Annotated in this window: 14 protein-coding genes; 9 read left to right on the top strand and 5 right to left on the bottom strand. The window is 59.4% G+C overall.

Translation table 11 applies throughout. The features are described from left to right. Window positions 1-102: 102 nt before the first annotated feature. Both OKB87_RS18685 and OKB87_RS18690 read left to right on the top strand, forming a co-directional pair. Window positions 103-633: an REP-associated tyrosine transposase gene (locus OKB87_RS18685; RefSeq protein WP_270828247.1), complete on the top strand. Its 531-nt coding sequence runs from the start codon at window positions 103-105 to the stop codon at window positions 631-633. A 95-nt stretch (window positions 634-728) separates the two neighbouring features. Next, window positions 729-2,528 carry an AIPR family protein gene (locus tag OKB87_RS18690; protein WP_270828248.1) on the top strand — a complete coding sequence of 600 codons (1,800 nt, stop codon included), beginning with the start codon at window positions 729-731 and terminating at the stop codon, window positions 2,526-2,528. A 486-nt stretch (window positions 2,529-3,014) separates the two neighbouring features. Here OKB87_RS18690 and uvrD read toward each other — a convergent pair whose 3' ends face one another. The 3 genes from uvrD to OKB87_RS18705 all read right to left on the bottom strand — a co-directional run bounded on the left by uvrD (window position 3,015) and on the right by OKB87_RS18705 (window position 7,640). Further along, the gene (gene uvrD, locus OKB87_RS18695; protein WP_270828249.1) at window positions 3,015-5,186 is read right to left on the bottom strand and encodes a DNA helicase II; all 2,172 of its coding nucleotides are present in this window, start codon (window positions 5,184-5,186) and stop codon (window positions 3,015-3,017) included. 68 nt (window positions 5,187-5,254) lie between these two features. Next, a complete protein-coding gene (locus OKB87_RS18700; protein ID WP_270828250.1) occupies window positions 5,255-5,656 on the bottom strand; it encodes a hypothetical protein in 402 nt (133 codons plus the stop codon). Window positions 5,657-5,720: 64 nt separating this feature from the next. After that, window positions 5,721-7,640: a hypothetical protein gene (locus OKB87_RS18705; RefSeq protein ID WP_270828251.1), complete on the bottom strand. Its 1,920-nt coding sequence runs from the start codon at window positions 7,638-7,640 to the stop codon at window positions 5,721-5,723. A gap of 492 nt (window positions 7,641-8,132) precedes the next feature. On the opposite strand from OKB87_RS18705, the gene OKB87_RS18710 reads away from it, so the two are divergent. The 4 genes from OKB87_RS18710 to OKB87_RS18725 all read left to right on the top strand — a co-directional run bounded on the left by OKB87_RS18710 (window position 8,133) and on the right by OKB87_RS18725 (window position 12,961). Further along, window positions 8,133-9,131 carry a BMP family lipoprotein gene (locus tag OKB87_RS18710; protein WP_024944638.1) on the top strand — a complete coding sequence of 333 codons (999 nt, stop codon included), beginning with the start codon at window positions 8,133-8,135 and terminating at the stop codon, window positions 9,129-9,131. A gap of 83 nt (window positions 9,132-9,214) precedes the next feature. After that, window positions 9,215-10,795 (top strand): ABC transporter ATP-binding protein, encoded by a 1,581-nt coding sequence (locus OKB87_RS18715; RefSeq protein ID WP_024944637.1) that lies wholly within the window; start codon window positions 9,215-9,217, stop codon window positions 10,793-10,795. A gap of 82 nt (window positions 10,796-10,877) precedes the next feature. Beyond that, window positions 10,878-11,993, top strand: coding sequence for an ABC transporter permease (locus OKB87_RS18720; protein ID WP_005307647.1), 1,116 nt, complete (start codon window positions 10,878-10,880; stop codon window positions 11,991-11,993). 2 nt (window positions 11,994-11,995) lie between these two features. Beyond that, window positions 11,996-12,961: an ABC transporter permease gene (locus tag OKB87_RS18725; protein WP_024943032.1), complete on the top strand. Its 966-nt coding sequence runs from the start codon at window positions 11,996-11,998 to the stop codon at window positions 12,959-12,961. 58 nt (window positions 12,962-13,019) lie between these two features. Here the strand turns inward: OKB87_RS18725 and OKB87_RS18730 are convergent, their stop codons facing one another. Beyond that, a complete protein-coding gene (locus tag OKB87_RS18730) occupies window positions 13,020-13,925 on the bottom strand; it encodes a LysR substrate-binding domain-containing protein (protein ID WP_010635489.1) in 906 nt (301 codons plus the stop codon). A 119-nt stretch (window positions 13,926-14,044) separates the two neighbouring features. On the opposite strand from OKB87_RS18730, the gene OKB87_RS18735 reads away from it, so the two are divergent. Continuing rightward, on the top strand, window positions 14,045-15,172 hold the full coding sequence (locus tag OKB87_RS18735) for an S-(hydroxymethyl)glutathione dehydrogenase/class III alcohol dehydrogenase (RefSeq protein ID WP_017766192.1): 1,128 nt from the start codon (window positions 14,045-14,047) through the stop codon (window positions 15,170-15,172). Window positions 15,173-15,221: 49 nt separating this feature from the next. Next, window positions 15,222-16,058, top strand: coding sequence for an S-formylglutathione hydrolase (gene fghA, locus OKB87_RS18740; RefSeq protein WP_270828252.1), 837 nt, complete (start codon window positions 15,222-15,224; stop codon window positions 16,056-16,058). A gap of 53 nt (window positions 16,059-16,111) precedes the next feature. Here fghA and OKB87_RS18745 read toward each other — a convergent pair whose 3' ends face one another. Next, on the bottom strand, window positions 16,112-16,834 hold the full coding sequence (locus OKB87_RS18745) for a head GIN domain-containing protein (RefSeq protein ID WP_270828253.1): 723 nt from the start codon (window positions 16,832-16,834) through the stop codon (window positions 16,112-16,114). Between the two features lie 364 nt (window positions 16,835-17,198). Here OKB87_RS18745 and ovoA point away from each other — a divergent pair, with 364 nt between their 5' ends. Continuing rightward, on the top strand, window positions 17,199-19,349 hold the full coding sequence (ovoA, locus tag OKB87_RS18750) for a 5-histidylcysteine sulfoxide synthase (RefSeq protein ID WP_270828254.1): 2,151 nt from the start codon (window positions 17,199-17,201) through the stop codon (window positions 19,347-19,349). Window positions 19,350-19,361: the final 12 nt, after the last annotated feature.

The following is a 19,361-nucleotide window of genomic DNA, read 5'->3' on the forward strand; positions in this document are numbered from 1 at the left end:
GACGATCGCGGAATCGGACGTTCGCGTCATAGGACATTCGCGTGATTGGCTATATAGCGGCAAGGCTATGCTTGGCTTTATCAAAGGATACGAGGGGAAGGTATGGCCAACTGGCGGCGGGCATGGTGGCCCGGAGGAACCTGGTTCTTTACCGTCAACCTGCTGGAGCGGCGCAACAACCGGTTGCTGGTGGAGCAGATTGACCTGCTGCGCCACAGCGTTGCCAAGGTGCAACAGGCTCACCCCTTCGCCATTCACGCCTGGGTGGTGTTGCCCGACCATCTCCACTGCATCCTCTCTCTGCCGGAGGGAGACACCGATTTCCCCCTGCGTTGGCGGCTGATCAAAAGCCACTTCTCCCGCGCCTTGCCGGTGACCGAACGGCGCAGCCAGACCCGGTTACGCCACGGGGAGCGGGGCATCTGGCAACGCCATTATTGGGAACACCTGATCCGGGATGAGCAGGATTACCGCCGCCATATGGATTACGTCCATATCAACCCGCTCAAGCATGATCATGTCACCCGGGTGGCGGATTGGCCGTATTCCACCTTCCATCGTTATGTGGCGAGCGGTGTCTATCCACAGGATTGGTGCGGATCGGTGGATGGGATGTTGGGGGGATTGGAGTAACCCCTTGAAAGGATTTGTCCGTCGCAAGCGCCTATTACGCGATCGTCCGATTACGCTTCGCTAATCGAACCTACGGCCTTACAGCTCTCATTTTTATGGCTGAACTCCAGATACCTATACCAGAAGTAACTTTGAAAGGGCTACAATTGCAGCCCTCCATGGAGCTACTTATAGCTATTCAGATGGCGAATCTGCACGTAACCCAAATAAAGAATAAGTTTCAAGAGTACTTTTCTGAAAACATAGATATTTCTGACGTATCTAATCGAGACATGGAATATCAAGATAATATTCTCTGCACTCGCAGTCTATCTGCATACGCAATATCTATAGTTGCGAGAGCTGACTATGATACAGCTGCAAAATCTGTGACCGATGAGCCAAATGATGGTGGTATTGATGCAATATTTTTCGACCAAGATGAAAAAATATTAAACATTGTTCAATCGAAATGGAGCAATGATGGTAAAGCACAAATTAACCAAGAGGCTATGCTAAAGTTCTTATCTGGCGTCGGGAAACTTATTGCCGCCGATTACGACAAATTTCTTGTTAGAAAAGCTGATGACACAACTTACGAAACAAAAGTTTATAAAAAAAGAGAAGAAGTACAAAGTGCATTAAAAGACCCTAGAGCAAAGTTCAGACTTGTTTTTGCGTATACTGGTGTTGAACCTATTCAATCTCATGCGATGGGAGATCTAAACGCATTCATAGATGAACAGAATCAAGCATCTGAAGTTATTAAAGTCGAGTATCTTGATCTAACAAAAATACATAAAGCTTTAGATCAACACCTTATTCAAGACATTTCTCCAACTGTAGAAATATTTGAGTGGGGCAGAAAACAAGAGCCTTATGATTCATATTTTGGACAAATATCTGGCTCCCAAATAGCTAGTTTATTCAATGAGTATGGGGTTCATTTATTTTCACCAAACCTTCGTGTATTCATGGGTAATACTCCCGTCAATGAAGATATTATTAATACTGCAATTACTTCACCATCAAACTTTTGGTATTTCAATAATGGTATAACGGCCCTGTGCGAGTCCATAGAAAAGCTCCCATATGGTGGCCAAGGAAGAGAATTTGGTATCTTTAAATGTAATGGTCTTGCAATTGTCAATGGCGCACAAACAGTAGGCTCATTATTCCAAGCTTTTCAGTCCAATAGCGAGGCCGTAGAAAAAACTAGGGTAACAATAAGGTTGATCTCCCTCCAAAACTGTCCACCAGGAGAAGGAGATCTAATCACAAAGTACACAAACACTCAAAACGGCATTGGGAAAAAAGACTTTGCAGCATTGGATAAAAGACAGATAGAATTACAAAGAGTGCTGAGAATTGACAATATCTCTTATGCTGTTAAATCCGGGGAGTCAATCACAGATCTACATAATGGTTTCGACTTCAATGAGGGTATGGTTGCTCTTGCATGCGCACATCCAGACTTAGGAATGGCTGTAACAGCAAAAAGAGAAGTAAGTAAGTTATGGGATGACATAACTAAACCGCCATATTTGACATTGGTCAATAGTATATTGGGGCCAGAGCTTTGGAAATTAGTTAAAATACAAAGAGTAATTGACAAGACGATATATGACATGGAAGCCTCCCTAAGCGGGAGACCATCACTAATATTAATACATGGAAATAGACTTATTGCTCACTTGGTGTTTTCATTATTAAGACGTGAAGAAGGTGCATCTTTCAAAAACACATTGACATTCTCTACTGAAACTGTTGAGGAACACACAAAGACAATTTCCAAAAAATTAATTCGCGTGATGCAAGATCCAAATGTTGGATATGCAGATTCATATCCAGGTTCATTGTTCAAGAACAGAACTAAATGCCAAAACCTTATTAATGACTTGAATCAGCTTACATAAAATAAAAGTCATCGCTTAGAATAGCGACGCATTTTATGCCTATCGCGTCTATTTATATGACAACCAACCCGGCCTAGGCCGGGTTGGTGAAACCAAAGACGATAGCATGACAACACTTCCAACCTCTTATTTACCATCTCCAGTCACTTGGCGAAAATGTCATCGAACTAGGTTTGCCCCCAGCTCTGCCGCGCTTTGTTCTGACTAAAGCGGCTTTACGGGATGTCCCCAAGCCAGAGCCAGGCACGGTATTGATCCGCCGAGGGTCAGAGGCAATGGCAGGGGCCAAATCGGAGCAGGGCGGGCGAAACCCTGTCGAGGGCCCAGCCCTCGCGTCCTGCACGGCGCCGGCCGTGCTGCCAGCAACCAGGCACACAATTTATCCATGACGCGAACGTCCGATTACGCTTCGCTAATCGAACCTACAATCTTGGCAAAAAAGGAGCCAACGGCTCCTTTTTGTATTGATGGCGGGTGCGCTGCGCCTTACAGCGTCTCCAATCTGGCATACGCCGTCACCAGCCACTTGGCGCCGACGTCGTCGAACTGGATCTGCACCCGGCTCTGCTGGCCGACCCCTTCGAAGTTGAGTACCACCCCTTCCCCGAATTTCGGATGGAGCACCCGCTGGCCGAGCTTGATGCCGCTGGCGTCGAAGCTCTGCTGCACCTCGTTCTGGCTAAAGCGGCCGTACTGGGTGGGGCGGCTGACCTGAGTGCGCAGCCGGATCTCTTCCAGACACTCGGCGGGCATCTCGCGGATAAAGCGGCTCGGCTTGTGGAACATCTCGCGGCCGTAGATGCGGCGGCTCTCGGCATAACAGATGTAGAGCTTCTCCATGGCGCGGGTCATGCCGACGTAACAGAGGCGGCGCTCCTCTTCCAGCCGGCCCGACTCCTCGGTCGATTGCTGGCTGGGGAACATGCCCTCTTCGACGCCGACCAGCAGCACCAGCGGGAACTCCAGCCCCTTGGCGCTGTGCAGCGTCATCAATTGCACCGCGTCGGCATATTCGTCCGCCTGATTCTCGCCGGATTCCAGCGCCGCGTGGGCGAGGAAGGCGGAGAGATCGCTCATGTCCTCCAGCTCGTCCGGACGCTGGTACTGACGGCAGGCGGTGACCAATTCGTCCAGGTTCTCGACCCGCGCCTGGGATTTCTCACCTTTTTCCGCCAGATACATGGCCTTGAGGCCGGAGTGCTGGATGGCGATGTCCGCCTGCTGGTGCAGCGGCAGCAGAGAAACCTGCTCCTCCAGCGCGTCGATCAGCTCGACAAAGCCACGCACCGCATTGCCGGCGCGGCCGGTCAGCACCTTGTCATTGAGCAGCGCCTTGGCCGATTGCCACAGGTTCTGGCCCTGATCCCGGGCGTTGTTGCGCAGGATCTCCAGGGTGCGATCGCCGATGCCGCGGGTCGGGGTGTTGACCACCCGCTCGAAGCTGGCATCGTCGCCACGGTTGTTGATAAGGCGCAGGTAGGCCATGGCGTCCTTGATCTCCTGGCGCTCGAAGAAGCGCAGGCCGCCGTAGATGCGGTAGGGCATGGCGTCCTGCATCAGCGCCTCTTCCAGCACCCGCGACTGGGCGTTGGAGCGATAGAGGATGGCGCAGTCGGCGAGCAGGCCACCTTTCTCTTTCCAGTCCTTGAGGCGGCCAACCACGAAGCGGGCTTCGTCCACCTCGTTGAAGGCGGCGTACAGCGAAATCGGCTCGCCCTCGGCCCCCTCGGTCCACAGCTCCTTGCCAAGGCGCTCGGCGTTGTTGGCGATGACGCAGTTGGCCGCTTTGAGGATGTTGGCGGTGGAGCGGTAGTTCTGCTCGAGGCGAATGGTCTCGGCCCCTTGATAGTCGGTCAGGAAGCGCTGGATGTTCTCGATCTTGGCGCCGCGCCAGCCGTAGATGGACTGGTCATCGTCGCCGACGATCATCACCTTGCCGGAATCCCCTGCCAGCATCCGCAACCAGGCGTACTGGATGCCGTTGGTGTCCTGGAACTCGTCCACCAGGATGTTCTGAAAGCGGTCGCGGTAGTGCTCGAGGATGTGCGGCTTGTTCAGCCACAGCTCGTGGGCGCGCAGCAGCAGCTCGGCGAAGTCCACCAGCCCGGAGCGATCGCAGGTCTCCTGGTAGGTCTTGTAGATCTGCTGATAGGTGCGGGTGACGGGGTCGCCGTAGAGATCGATGTCGCCGGGACGCAGGCCCTCGTCCTTCTTGCCGTTGATGTAGCCCATCACGGCACGCGGGGCCCAGTGCTTCTCGTCGAGATTGAGCGCCTTGAGCACCCGGCGAATGAGGCGGTACTGGTCGTCGGAGTCGAGGATCTGGAAATCCTGCGGCAAGCCGGTATCCAGATGGTGGGCCCGTAGCAGGCGGTGGGCGATGCCGTGGAAGGTGCCGATCCACATGCCGCGCACGCCGTCACCGATCACTTTTTCGACCCGGCCACGCATCTCGGCCGCCGCCTTGTTGGTAAAAGTGACCGCGATGATGGAGAAGGGTGAACAGCGTTCCACCTGCATCAGCCAGGCGATACGGTGCACCAGCACCCGGGTCTTGCCCGAACCGGCACCGGCCAGTACCAGCAGGTTGCAACGGGGGGCCGCCACCGCGTCTCTTTGCTTGTCATTGAGCCCGTCGAGCAGGGTTGAAACGTCCATCACCACTCCTGTTTATTTATACAGGCGGGGATTATACGGCCTGAGCGGCCAGAGACCAACCGGCGGGATCAACGAAGAGGGCGGTGATAGTTCCGATATTGTCCCAACACATCACCAGAAAAGCTCAATAACATAGCCCGTGGGGCATCCAGCACCTGATGAACAGGGTCAAAACGAAGGGAGGCTGCTCGCAAACGGCCTTCAGGCAGCGTCACTTCCGTACTACCCATCATGAGCATGCCGTCCTGATAATACCCATGCTGGAAGTGCACTATGATGGCATCCACCATCAAGGTGCCTTGTTTCAACTCCAGTGACGCCCGTTGCATTTCGCGCAACGCAAAGAGACTGGACAATGACGGACGCCCGCTGGGCATCCTCTGCAAGTATTCACGGGTGTTCAATTGATATTGCAACTGGCCCTGACTATCGAAGACACGCTCCCGATAGTCATTGTAGCGTGCCAACATGCCGGCAGCTTGTGCCGCCGGCATCAGCAAAAAGAGCACCCCCAGCAGGAGCGCTCTGCATTTTTTACAGCTGATTGGCACAGCTGACCTTGTTTCCATCCAGATCGGTACAAGATACGAAGACCTTGTCGAAGGTCGACCCGGCCACCGGTGTCATTTGGGTTGACCAATCATAGCCCACTCCCTTGGCATAGATGCTAGTGTGGTTGTATTGATCTTCCTGCATCCAGCCGATGTACTTGAGTGCATCGTAATCGTTTTTGGCAAGAAGCGCCTTGAACTCGTCACTCGAGATCAGGCACATGGGTTCTCCCATTGCCTTGGAGAGTTCGGCATCCCGAATACCCACAGCACAGTTGCCAGATACCTTGATGGTCATATCGCTGCGATCCAGCATCTCGTCAAAGAACGGGATCACGTTGATGTTGAACTTGACGCCCACCTCTTTGGGCTCCCAATTCATGCCGGTATTGACGTACTTGATCTTGCGATTTGTCCACTCGACAGTGGGCTCCTTGCCCAAGAAATGGTTCGCCAGCTGGGTCAGGAATTTGGTGTTGGCGGCGATATCCTCTTCGGTCAAAGAGTCGTCCAGCTTGCTCTGATCGATGGTCAGCGCAATGTCTACCGCTTGCTTCAGCTGAGCTTTGGCCTTGCCCAAGTGCATCTTGGCATCGTCAGTCAGGCGGAAGAAATCGGGGTGACTCATCAGGCTATCCGGCTCGATATCCACCGGGCTGAACTGGGTCTTGAAGGTGCTGGCATTCTCACCATAGATGGTGTTTTGCTGTTGCCCATCCCAAGAGTAAGTGATGAGCATGCGAGGCAAGGTCACCTCTTCTTCCTGGACAGAATAGGCTTTGTCCGGGCCATATTGGTATGATGCGGCAATATTGAGTGCCGATGCCATCGCCATGGCTGAGGCGCGCAGTGCCTTGGCGCCGTCGAAGTTGAGAGTGACAGACTCGTCATCACCATAGGTAGCGCTGTAACCCGGGTTCTGGATATCGGCCAGGGTGGCGGCGACCTTGTCCATGCTATCGGCATAGGTCCCCATTAGCTTGGCTACGTCGCGGGTATACCCCTTGTCACCCTTGAGGATAACGGAGGCGGAATAGGGGGTGTGGATGATGACATCGATCACTTTGGCCAGGTTGGTGCTGTAATTCACGCCCATTTCAGAGGAGGTAAAGCCCAGGCGTTCTGCAACAATGGGGTCGTTGGTTACTTCGAGCATGGCCAGCGTGGCCAGCACGATCTGGCGGTCAATCTTGCCATTATCTGTGGTTTCAGCCAGCAGAGTGTCTTTGTACTCCTTGAGTTTCTCTTCAACGTTAAGGGCTTTCATATCGGTCAGCGCTTGTAAATCCGAGAGCACCTTGTCGACCGCGACAGAGCGACCATTGACACCCGCCAGAGTGGCAGAGAGATGGTCTTTCGCTGCGGCCAGGGAGACGACATCCTTGGTCAGGCCTGCCGTTTTCAGGGCCTCGACCAGTGAGGTGTTAAAGGCGTCATCGCTACCTAATTCGATGATCCCCAGTTGTGCGACCTGTGCCTTGTCGAGGGTAATGCCATTTTCCGGGTTGTTATCACTGTCGAGAGTTTGCAACAGGGCTGCGATGCGGATCGCCTTGTTCTTGTCATCACCCGCCAAGGTATAGGGAGTGACCAAAGAGCTACCAGCCTTGAGCGTCACCGAACCCAACAGTTGGTTGCCCAGAGTGAAGGAACAGCTGTCGCCATCATTGAACAGAAACTCACCATTGGCGTTGGTGATGCTGCTGTAATTGGCGCACCGGTAGTTGAGGCCAGCAACGGCGGCATCGAGGAAAATTGCTGTGTGCAGGGGCTTGCTGCCGGTGTCGGTGCCACCACCGCTGTTGCCACCGTTGCCACCTTCGTCGCCGCCACCTCCACAAGCGGTCAACATGACACCTGACAATACGCAAGCCACTGCTGCACTCAGCACATTTTTTTTCATTTTTTATCGCTCGAATAAGTGAAAAAACACGCCCCCATCCAGGAGGCGCAGTCGAGTCGCATAATACACAAGAGTACTCATATGAAAAGCGGCAATGTGCAGCTATATGAGCTCGTTCACTCTCGCCGGCAAATCCACTATCTGGGGTACTCTCCAACTAGTGCTAATAACGAAAGATACTGATACCAAACCATCAAATGGTGCCAATAGAATCTTAAATATTGGTCATCATGTGAAAACGCTTGCTTATAACCTCATGAATACAAACAGAAATGTCATTTGGAGCCAATTATTCACAGAATTTAAATCTGAAAACAGGCATCAAAACAACCACTTATAAAGCGATTTGCTTATATTTCAAACCGTTAACGCAAACGTTTTTCCTTTATGATCTCCTTGACCCACACCGTGGCTCACTTACAGTTAGCCAGCGTGCTTTATGGCCTGCCCCGGCAGGTTGTGGACCCTCACATAACAATCAAGGATACGATCGTGACTAAAGTGCTCAAGCTGGCCACCGTTGCCGCCCTCACTCTCGCTGCCCTTTCTGCCCAGGCAGCCTCCCAGCCCGCCGTCATCTACGACACCGCAGGCAAATTCGACAAATCGTTCAACGAAGCCGTGTTCCGCAATGGCGTCGAAGTCTACAACAAAGACAAAGGCGTCAAGGTCAAGGAGTTCGAACCCCAGAATGAAGCCCAGCGTGAGCAGGGTCTGCGTCGTCTGGCCAGCCGTGGCAACGGTCCGATCGTTGCCGTCGGCTTCAACATGGGTTCCGCGGTAGAGAAAGTAGCGACCGAGTTCCCGAAAACCCAGTTCACCATCATCGACATGGTGGTCGACAAGCCGAACGTCCAGTCCGTCATCTTCAAGGAGCATGAAGGTTCCTTCCTGGTGGGCGCCCTGGCTGCCATCGCCTCCAAGACCGGCAAGGTCGGCTTCGTGGGCGGCATGGACATCCCGCTGATCCGCAAGTTCGAGTGCGGCTACGAGCAGGGTGCCAAGTACGTCAATCCGAAGATCGAAGTGTTCCAGAACATGACCGGCTCCACCCCGGCGGCGTTTGCTGACCCGGCCAAGGGTGCTGAACTGGCCAAGTCCCAGTTCGCCAAGGGCGCCGACGTAGTCTATGCCGCCGCCGGCGGTACCGGCATCGGTGTTTACCAAGCCGCCAAGGACGAAGGCAAGCTGGCCATCGGCGTGGATTCCAACCAGAACCACCTGCAACCGGGCACCATGCTGACCTCCATGGTCAAGTCGGTTGGCCTGGCCGCCTACCAGACCTGGGATGACGCCGCCAAGGGCACCTGGAAACCGGGCATCAAGAACCTGGGCCTGGCCGAGGGTGGTGTGGATTGGGCTCTCGACAAAGACAACGAGAAGCTGATCACCCCCGAGATGAAAGCCAAGGTGGACGCCATCAAGGCCGAAATCATCTCCGGCAAGGTCAAGGTGCACGACTACATGAGCGACAGCACCTGCAAATACTGAGTAACCGCTACTACTCTCAACCCAACGACCGGCCCGCACGGGCCGGTTTTTAGTCTCTTTTCATGACCCGCAAGGACTGCATCATGGACCAGACAGATCGCTATGCCATCGAATTAAGGGGTATCGATAAGCGGTTTGGCGAAGTGTACGCCAACAAGCAGATCGACCTTAAGGTTCGTAAAGGCAGCATTCACGGTATCGTCGGCGAAAATGGCGCCGGCAAGTCGACCCTGATGAGCATCATCTACGGTTTCTACCACGCCGACAAAGGCGAGATGTTCATCGACGGCAACCCGTTCAAACCCCATGGCTCACAAGATGCGATTGCCGCAGGCGTGGGCATGGTGCACCAGCACTTTATGCTGGTTAACAATTTTACAGTGTTAGAAAACGTGATTCTCGGCGCGGAAAACGGCTGGCACCTGGGCAAGAGCCTGGCGGCGGCCGAAAAGCTGCTGGGCGAGCTGGCACGGGACTATGGTCTCGAAGTGCCGCTACACGAGAAGGTCGAGGATCTGCCGGTAGGCCTGCAACAGCGGGTCGAGATCCTCAAGGCGCTCTATCGCGGCGCCCGCATCCTGATCCTGGACGAGCCGACCGGGGTACTGACCCCGCAAGAGGCGGATCACCTGTTCGAGGTGCTCAAGAAACTGCGCGATCAGGGCGCCACCATCATCCTCATCACCCACAAGCTGCGCGAGATCCTGGCCATCACGGATCAGGTCTCCATCATGCGCCGGGGTGAAATGGTGGCCCACGTCGCCACCAAGGATACCGACAAGGAGCAGCTGGCCGAACTGATGGTGGGCCGCAAGGTGCGCCTCAAGGTCGACAAGGGGCCGACCCAGCCTGGCGACGCCAAGCTCAAGGTCGATGGCCTCAGCTATGTGGACGACGCCAAGGTGGAGCGGGTCAAATCCGTCAGCTTCGAGGTGCGGGCCGGTGAAGTGGTCGGCATCGCCGGCGTCTCCGGCAACGGCCAGTCCGAGCTGCTCAGCCTGCTCGGCGGCATCCTCAAACCGAGCAAAGGCAGCTTCACCATCACCGGCGGCGGCCAGGCCCACGAAGTGAGCGTGAGCCACCCGGCCGACCCGGAGCGGGTGCGCAACTTCGGCCTCGGCCACGTGCCGGAAGACAGACACAAGATGGGTCTCATCAACCGCTTCGAGGCGAAAGAGGCCTTCATCCTCGGCTATCACCGCCGCCCCCAGTACAACAAGGGCTGGCTGCAGAACAAAGAGGCGATCCTGCAGGATTGCCAGGCCAAGATGGACAAGTGGGACGTGCGCCCGCCCCATCCCGAGCACAAGACCGCCAACTTCTCCGGCGGCAACCAGCAGAAGCTGGTGATCGCCCGGGAAGTGGAGCAGGACCCGGATGTGCTGCTGATCGGCCAGCCGACCCGTGGGGTCGACATCGGCGCCATCGAGTACATCCACCAGCAGATCATCGCCATGCGCGACAAGGGCAAGGCAGTGCTGCTGGTATCGGTGGAGCTGGACGAGATCATGAGCCTCTCTGACCGCATCCTGGTCATCGCCGACGGTCGCATCGTCGGTGAGCTGGATGCCGCCAAGGCGGATGAACGCACTATCGGTCTGATGATGGCGAACATAGTTCCTGACGAGGTGGCGGCCAGCCAATCACAAGGAGCCACATCATGAAGCTCACAGCCACTTGTAACGGATTCGGCCTGCTGATGGTCAACACCCCCGTCACCGACCAGATTGCCAAGGAGGCTCGCCCATGAGCCAAGCACGTATCCCTGCCTGGATCTCCGTGGGCGTACTGCCCGCGGTCAATATCCTGCTGGCCTTCCTGGTGTCGGCCATCCTGTTCTACTACCTCGACATCAACCCGGTCGATGCCGCCGAGATCATGTGGTACGGCGCCTTCGGCACCGGTGAAGGGGTCGGTTTCACCCTCTACTACGCGACCGGCTTCATCTTTACCGGTCTGTCGGTGGCGGTGGCCTTCCACGCCGGTCTGTTCAACATCGGTGGCGAGGGGCAGGCCTATATCGGCGGCCTCGGTGTCGGTCTGGTCTGTCTGCTGCTGGGTGATTCCCTGCCGTTTGCCCTGCTGTTGCCGCTGGCCATCATCGCCGGCGGCCTGTTCGGCGCGGCCTGGGCCTTCATCCCGGCCTGGCTGCAAGCCAAGCGCGGCAGCCACATCGTCATCACCACCATCATGTTCAACTTCATCGCCGCCTCCCTGATGGCCTACCTGCTGGTCGAGGTGTTCAAGCCGGCGGGCTCCATGGCCACCGAGAGCAAGGTGTTTGCCGAGGCGAGCTGGCTGCCGAAGATGAGCGAACTGGCGGGGGCATTCGGCATGGAGATGTCGAACAGCCCGCTCAACATCAGCTTCTTCTGGGCACTGCTCTGTGCGGCGCTGGTGTGGGTCTTCATCTGGCATACCCGCTGGGGCTACGAGATCCGCTCGGTCGGTGCCAGCCAGAGTGCGTCCGCCTATGCCGGCATCTCCTATCCCAAGGTGGTGATCCTGGCCATGGTGATCTCCGGCATGCTGTCGGGCTTCTTCGCCCTCAACGTGCTGCAGGGTGAACTGCACCAGATCAAGCTCAACTTCGTGGAAGGCTTCGGCTTCACCGGCATCGCGGTGGCGCTGATGGGGCGCAACCACCCGGTCGGCGTCATCATCGCCAGCCTGCTGTTCGGCTTCCTCTATCAAGGCGGCGCCGAGCTCAGCTTCGAGTTCGGGGTGGACCGCAACATAGTGGTGGTGTTGCAGGGTCTGGTGATCCTGTTCTGTGGCGCCCTTGAGCACATGATGCGTCCGCGCATCGAGCAGCTCTATCTGGCGTTTGCCAACCGCTCTGCGCAAGTTAAGGGGGCCTGATCATGTTCGAAATTCTGATCCTGATGCTGGATGCCACCATCCGCACCGCGCCGCCCCTCATTCTGGCGGCCATGGCCGGCATGTTCTGCGAGCGCTCAGGGGTGGTCAACATCGCCCTGGAGGGCAAGCTGCTGGCGGCGGCGTTCGCCAGCGCGGCGGCGGCAGCCGTCTCCGGCTCGGCCTGGATTGGGCTGGGTGCCGGGGTGGGTGTCTCCATCCTGTTCGCCCTGATGCACGGCTTTGCCACCATCACCCACCGTGGTGATCAGGTGGTGAGCGGCATGGCCATCAACATCCTGGCGGCCGGCCTGACCGTCACCCTGGGTCGTTACTGGTTTGATCAAGGCGGCCAGACCCCGGCGCTGTCCGGCGCGGCCCGCTTCGCCCCCATCGACCTGCCCTATGCCAAGGAGCTGTATGACGTGCCTGTCGTTGGCCAGCTCTACAGCGAGCTGCTGAGCGGCCACTCCCTGCTGGAGTACGTGGCGTTCGCCGCCGTGCCGCTGGCCTGGTGGGTGCTGTTCCGTACCCGCTTCGGCCTGCGCCTGCGGGCGGTGGGCGAAGCGCCGGCAGCGGTCGACACCGCCGGCATCTCTGTGGTGCGCATGCGCTACACCGCGCTCATCATCGGCGGCCTGCTGGCCGGTATCGGCGGCACCTACCTGGCGGTGGCCCAGACTGCCCAGTTCATCCCCAACATGAGCGCGGGCAAGGGCTTCATGGCGCTGGCGGCGCTGGTGTTCGGCAAGTGGCGCCCCTGGAACGCCATGGCGGCCTGCCTGCTGTTCGGCTTCCTCGATGCGGTCGCCATCCGGCTGCAAGGGGTCAGCATCGGCGGTTTCCCGATCCCGGTGCAAGCCATCGAGGCACTGCCCTACATCCTGACCGTGTTCCTGCTGGCCGGCTTCATCGGCAAGGCGGTGGCACCCAAGGCGCTCGGCACCCCCTACGTCAAGGAGCGGGAATAACCCCTCCTTCATGCCATGCAAAAGGCCCGCACATGCGGGCCTTTTTTATTGGGCGAAGTCAGCCGACGGGGCGCACCAGCGCGGGCTGATGGGGATCGCTCAGCCGCTCGGCCAGATAGTCCACCAGCAGCCGCACCTTGGGAGAGAGATGGCGGTTGTGGGGATAGAGGGCCCAGATCCCCTCCGCCGGCGCCCGCAGCTCCGGCAGCAGCTCGATAAGCTCGCCTCGGGCCAGATGGTCGCTCACGTAGTAGTCCGGCAGCTGGATGATGCCGATCCCCTTGAGCGCCGCATCCAGCAGGGCGTGGCCGCTGTTGCAGTGAAGCAGGCCGTGCACCCGCACGCTGTGGGGACGGCCATCCAGGGTGAAGTGCCACTCGTCGCTGTTGCCCACCAGGCAGGTGTGGCGGGTGAGTTCGGAGAGGCTGTTGGGCATGCCGTGGCGGGCGGTGTAGGCGGGCGAGGCGCACACATAGGGCACCCGCTGCGCCAGCTTGCGCGCCACCAGGCTGGAGTCCTTGAGGTGGCCGAGCCGCAGCGCCAGATCGTAGCCCTCGTGCACCAGATCCAGCAGCTGGTTGGTGAGGTTGAGGGTCACCTCCAGCTGGGGAAAGCGCACCATGAAGTCGTTCACCAGCGGGGCGATGCGGCTCTCGCCGTAGGAGACCGGGGCCGTGATGCGCAGGGTGCCCTGCGGCACCGCCTGATGGCGGCCCACCGCCAGCTCCGCCTCGTAGAGGTTGTCCAGCAGCTGGCGACAGTGGCGATAGTAGATCTCGCCGAGCTCGGTGAGCCGCACCTGGCGGGTGGTGCGCAGCAGCAGCTTGGCCTGCAGCCGATCCTCCAGCTGCGCCACCTGCCGGCTCACCTGGGCCACCGACACCCCCAGCTTGCGCGCCGCCGGGGTAAAGCCCCCCTGCTCCGCCACGCTGACAAATTCACAGATCCCTTCCCAGCCGAACATTATTACCTGTCTGTAAAAGTGATTTCAGATTTCGCCTTATTATCACCAAATAAGCGGGAAACTACACTGGATGTCCGAACCCATTCTCCTCACCCTACTCAACAATAAGGACATCCGTCATGGCACAGGTTCAAAGCATCAAGTGTAAGGCCGCCATCGCCTGGGGCCCGGGCCAGCCCCTCTCCATCGAAGAAATCGAGGTCATGCCGCCCCAGGCGGGCGAAGTGCGGGTACGCATCGTCGCGACCGGCGTCTGTCACACCGATGCCTTCACCCTCTCCGGTGAAGATCCGGAAGGGGTCTTCCCCTGCATCCTCGGTCACGAGGGGGGTGGCATCGTCGAATCCGTCGGCGAGGGCGTCACCAGCGTCAAGGTGGGCGATCACGTGATCCCGCTCTACACCCCCGAGTGCGGCGAGTGCAAGTTTTGCAAATCCGGCAAGACCAACCTGTGCCAGAAGATCCGCGCCACCCAGGGCAAGGGGCTGATGCCGGACGGCACCACCCGTTTCTCCAAGGATGGCCAACCCATCTATCACTACATGGGCACCTCCACCTTCAGCGAATACACGGTACTGCCCGAGATCTCCATCGCCAAGGTGGACCCGGCCGCCCCGCTGGAAGAGGTCTGCCTGCTCGGTTGCGGCGTCACCACCGGCATCGGCGCCGTGATGAACACCGCCAAGGTGAAAGAGGGTGAGAGCGTCGCCATCTTCGGGCTGGGCGGCATCGGCCTCTCCGCGGTGATCGGCGCTCGCCTGGCCAAAGCCGGCCGCATCATCGCCATCGACATCAACGAGAGCAAGTTCGAACTGGCCCGCAAACTGGGCGCCACCGACTGCATCAACCCGAACGACTATGACAAGCCCATCCAGGAGGTGATCGTCGAGCTCACCGACGGCGGCGTCGACTTCTCGTTCGAGTGCATCGGCAACGTCAAGGTGATGCGCGCGGCGCTGGAGTGCTGCCACAAGGGCTGGGGCGAGTCGGTCATCATCGGGGTGGCCGGCGCCGGCCAGGAGATCAGCACCCGTCCGTTCCAGCTGGTCACCGGCCGGGTCTGGCGCGGCAGCGCCTTCGGCGGCGTGCGCGGTCGCAGCGAGCTGCCGAGCTACGTGCAGCGCTACATGCAGGGGGAGTTCAAGCTGGACGACTTCATCACCCACACCATGGGGCTCGAGCAGATCAACGAGGCGTTCGATCTGATGCACGAAGGCAAGAGCATCCGCAGCGTCATCCACTACTGAGCATGATCACCCCGCCCGCCTCCGTGGGCGGGGTGCAGGAGTTCCCCCGATGAATCTGGACATAATCAGCAGCAACAAGAGCTTCGGCGGCTGGCACAAGCGCTACAGCCACGCCTCCGAGGTGCTGGGTTGCGAGATGCGCTTCGCCATCTATCTGCCGCCCCAGGCCCTCACCGGCCAGAAGGTACCCGTGCTCTACTGGCTCTCCGGCCTCACCTGCACCGATGAAAACTTCATGCAGAAGGCGGGCGCCCAGCGTATCGCCGCCGAGCTCGGCATCGCCCTGGTGGCACCGGACACCAGCCCGCGCGGCGAAGACGTCGCGGACGACCCCGGTTACGATCTCGGCATGGGCGCCGGCTTCTACGTCAACGCCACCCAGCATCCCTGGCGCGATCACTACCAGATGTACGACTACGTCACCCGCGAGCTGCCCGAGCTCATCGAGACCCACTTCCCGGTCTCGACGAAACGCGCCATCAGCGGCCACTCCATGGGCGGCCACGGGGCGCTCATCGCCGCCCTGCGCGAGCCCGGGCGCTACCGCTCGGTGTCGGCCTTCAGCCCCATCAGCCACCCGAGCCGCTGCCCCTGGGGTCAGAAGGCGCTCGGCGCCTACCTCGGCAACAACCCCTTGCTGTGGCAGGAGTGGGATGCCTGCCAGCTGCTGCGCCACCATGAGGTGACGCCGCTGCCGACCCTGGTGGACGTGGGGCTGGACGATCCCTTCCTGGCCGAACAGCTGCACATCGACGCCCTCGCCGATGCGGCCGCCGGCAAGGAGTGGCCGCTGGAGCTCAACCGCCACGCCGGGTACGATCACAGCTACTACTTCGTGGCGAGCTTCATCGAGGCGCACCTGCGCTTTCACGCCCGCCACCTCTGATCGAAACAGGCCCGTGACGGGCCTGTTTTTTTCTGCTCGGTGGACAAAACCATTCAGCTGCCCTGCCGGCTCACCTCGCCGGAGCCGGCGATCTCGCTCTGCAGCACGGGATCGCCCCAGTAGCTGACCGAGCCCGAGCCGGCGATACCCACCTTGAGCCGATCCTGCGCCCGGACCTCCACGTCGCCGCTGCCGGCGATATTGACCTCCACCTCACGCCCCTTCAGCTCGGCCCCCAGCACATCCCCTGAGCCGGCGATGTTGAGCTCGACGGCTCTGGCCGTGCTGTTCCCCAGATCCAGGCTGCCGGCGCCCGCGATGTTGCCCTCCAGCCGATCCAGTTCGAGCCCGTCGGCGACGATGTCGCCAACCCCGGCCACCGACAGCACCAGCGCCTCCCCCTTGAAGCCGCGCAGCTCACCGTTGGCGACCCCTGCCAGCGCCAGCTCATGGAGCGCGGGCAGGGTGATGGTGATCTCCAGCGGCTCGGTTGGATCGAGCCGATAACCGTCCTTCACCTCGATCTCCAGCTTGTCGCCCCGCTCGCTCAGCACCAGGTAGGGCAACAGGTTCTCCTGCCCGCGGATGCGCAATCCGCGCGGCTCACCGGCCACCAGATGGACGCTGGCAGGCACCCCGGCCAGCACTCGGGTCACCTGCCGGCCCACCCCGTGCTGCTGCTCGATCACGGCCCCTGCCCCGCTCACCCGGGTATCATCCAGCCAGCTGCACCCGCTGAGTCCGACCGCCAGCACCACCCCCATCATCCATTTCATCGCCACTCTCCTCATTGTGTATTGGCCAGTCGTGGCCCCTTGGTCAGCATCCATTGCAAAGCCTGTGCCAGTTAATCAACTGCATGATTTAAAAGAAAATATCTATTTTTACGCCACATGAGCACAACAAGTGGAGAGTCATTCAGACCATAATCTGGCGAATCTGACTATCCCCGAACGGGCAGGTGGACGACCGATTGGCGAGCCGTTCGCGGGGTCGCTATGCTGACAAGCCGTGGAAGTTTTTGGTTGCCGAGCCGGTCTGTTGAGCCAATAGTGGTACCTTGTGCGTACAAAGCTCTCCATCGCGGTAATGCCATTACCACTGTCTTGTCAGTCTTCACTGCCAACAAGGAGTCAGAGCGTGACCCAAGCCACTCTTCTCTATTCCACCGCCACCGGCCTGCCGGAACCGACCCGTACCCCGCTGCTGACCGGCAGCGATCCCGAACACAAGCGCCGCGAGCTGCTCGCCTACTTCTGCCAGACCTTCGATCTCTACGACTCGCTGTTCGACTGCCTGGCCGACGAGCGGGCCTGGTTTGACAAGGCGATCCCCCTGCGCCACCCGCTCATCTTCTACTACGGCCACACCGCCGCCTTCTTCATCAACAAGCTGCTGGCGGCCCGCCTCATCGAGGGTCGGCTCGACGCCCGCATCGAGGCCATGGTCGCCATCGGGGTGGACGAGATGAGCTGGGACGATCTGGACGAGACCCACTACGACTGGCCCTCCGTCAGCGAGCTGCGCGACTATCGCGGCCAGGTGCGCGCCCTGGTGTGTGATTTCATCGAACGGATGCCGCTGACCCTGCCCATCGACTGGCAGAGCCCGGCCTGGGTCATATTGATGGGGATAGAGCATGAGCGCATCCACCTCGAGACCTCCAGCGTGCTGATCCGCCAGCTGCCGCTGGCCTGGGTGCGCAGCCAGCCCCAGTGGCCGGTCTGCGCCGAGGCGCGGCGTTGCCGTGACGAGGTGCCCGCCAACAGCCTGCTGCCGGTGGCCGGTGGCCGGGTGCGGCTCGGCAAACAGGACGCCACCTACGGCTGGGACAACGAATATGGCGAGCGCCACATCGAACTGGCCCCCTTCCAGGCCAGCCGCATGCTGGTGAGCAACGCAGAATTTTTCGATTTCGTGCAGGCAGGCGGCTACCAGACCCGCGCCTGGTGGGATGACGAAGGCTGGGGCTGGCGCCAGTATGCCAGGGCCCGCATGCCCACCTTCTGGGTCGGCGACCCCCTCGAACCCGAGCAACTGCAACTGCGGCTGATGACCGAGCAGGTCCCTATGCCCTGGGACTGGCCGGTGGAGGTGAACCAGCTGGAGGCCGCCGCCTTCTGCCGCTGGCAGGCGGCCCAGACCGGCCTGCCCGTCCAGTTGCCGAGCGAGGGGGAGTGGATGCTGCTGCGCGAACAGCTGGCCGGCGATCAGCCGGACTGGATCGAGGCGCCCGGCAACATCAACCTGACCCGCTTCGCATCATCCTGTCCGGTGGATGCCTGCCCGCAGGGCAGCTTCTTCGATCTGGTGGGCAACGTCTGGCAATGGACCAGCACCGCCATCGACGGCTTCGAGGGGTTCAAGGTGCATCCCCTCTACGACGACTTCTCCACTCCCACCTTCGACAGCAAGCACACCCTCATCAAGGGGGGCAGCTGGATCAGTACCGGCAACGAGACGCTCAAGTCCTCCCGCTACGCCTTCCGCCGCCACTTCTTCCAGCATGCGGGCTTTCGCTATCTGGTTTCCCGTTATCAGGAGCCGGTCGTCGTCAATCCCTATGAAACCGACACGCTCGTCGCTCAGTATCTCGACTTCCAGTACGGGCCGACCCACTTCGGGGTCGCCAACTACGCCGAAGCTCTGGCCAGCCTTGCCAGCGAGCTGTGCGGCCGCCATGAGCGGGCGCTCGATATCGGCTGCGCCACCGGCCGCGCCAGCTTCGAACTGGCGCGTCACTTCGCCCACGTGGACGGGGTCGACTACTCGGCCCGCTTCATCGACGTGGCGCTGGCGCTCGCCAGCCAGGACAGCTTCCGCTACGCGGTGCCGGTGGAAGGGGAGCTGGTGGAGTATTGCGAGGCGCGACTCTCCCGCCATGAGCTCGGCCGCGAACAGAGCGAACGGGTCCACTTCAGCCAGGGGGATGCCTGCAACCTCAAGCCCAAGTACGGCGACTACGACCTGGTGCTCGCTTCCAACCTGATCGACCGGCTGCGGGAACCCGCCCGCTTCCTGCGGGACATTGCGCCCAGACTGCGCAGCGGTGGCCTGCTGGTGCTCACCAGCCCCTACACCTGGCTGACCGACTACACCCCCAAGGCCAACTGGCTCGGCGGTGTGCGCGAGAACGGCGAGGCCCTCGGCACCTATCAGGCGCTGCAACGGCTGCTGGCGACGGAGTTCGAGGAGCAGATGCCCCCGCGGGACGTCCCCTTCGTCATTCGCGAGACCGCCCGCAAGTACCAGCACACGGTGGCCCAGCTCACCGTCTGGCGCAAACGCTGACGAGGCGACAAA

The organism is Aeromonas sp. Y318-1, from assembly GCF_027706125.1.
Classification (GTDB): Bacteria; Pseudomonadota; Gammaproteobacteria; order Enterobacterales; family Aeromonadaceae; genus Aeromonas; species Aeromonas hydrophila.

Bases quoted from the DNA above. Each gene is read 5' to 3' on its own strand.
- OKB87_RS18725 (WP_024943032.1), top strand. From the start codon at position 11,996: ATGTTCGAAATTCTGATCCTGATGCTGGATGCCACCATCCGCACCGCG.
- fghA (WP_270828252.1), top strand. From the start codon at position 15,222: ATGAATCTGGACATAATCAGCAGCAACAAGAGCTTCGGCGGCTGGCAC.
- OKB87_RS18730 (WP_010635489.1), bottom strand. From the start codon at position 13,925: ATGTTCGGCTGGGAAGGGATCTGTGAATTTGTCAGCGTGGCGGAGCAG.
- OKB87_RS18685 (WP_270828247.1), top strand. From the start codon at position 103: ATGGCCAACTGGCGGCGGGCATGGTGGCCCGGAGGAACCTGGTTCTTT.
- OKB87_RS18700 (WP_270828250.1), bottom strand. From the start codon at position 5,656: ATGTTGGCACGCTACAATGACTATCGGGAGCGTGTCTTCGATAGTCAG.
- OKB87_RS18715 (WP_024944637.1), top strand. From the start codon at position 9,215: ATGGACCAGACAGATCGCTATGCCATCGAATTAAGGGGTATCGATAAG.
- OKB87_RS18745 (WP_270828253.1), bottom strand. From the start codon at position 16,834: ATGAAATGGATGATGGGGGTGGTGCTGGCGGTCGGACTCAGCGGGTGC.
- OKB87_RS18720 (WP_005307647.1), top strand. From the start codon at position 10,878: ATGAGCCAAGCACGTATCCCTGCCTGGATCTCCGTGGGCGTACTGCCC.
- uvrD (WP_270828249.1), bottom strand. From the start codon at position 5,186: ATGGACGTTTCAACCCTGCTCGACGGGCTCAATGACAAGCAAAGAGAC.
- OKB87_RS18690 (WP_270828248.1), top strand. From the start codon at position 729: ATGGCTGAACTCCAGATACCTATACCAGAAGTAACTTTGAAAGGGCTA.
- OKB87_RS18705 (WP_270828251.1), bottom strand. From the start codon at position 7,640: ATGAAAAAAAATGTGCTGAGTGCAGCAGTGGCTTGCGTATTGTCAGGT.
- OKB87_RS18735 (WP_017766192.1), top strand. From the start codon at position 14,045: ATGGCACAGGTTCAAAGCATCAAGTGTAAGGCCGCCATCGCCTGGGGC.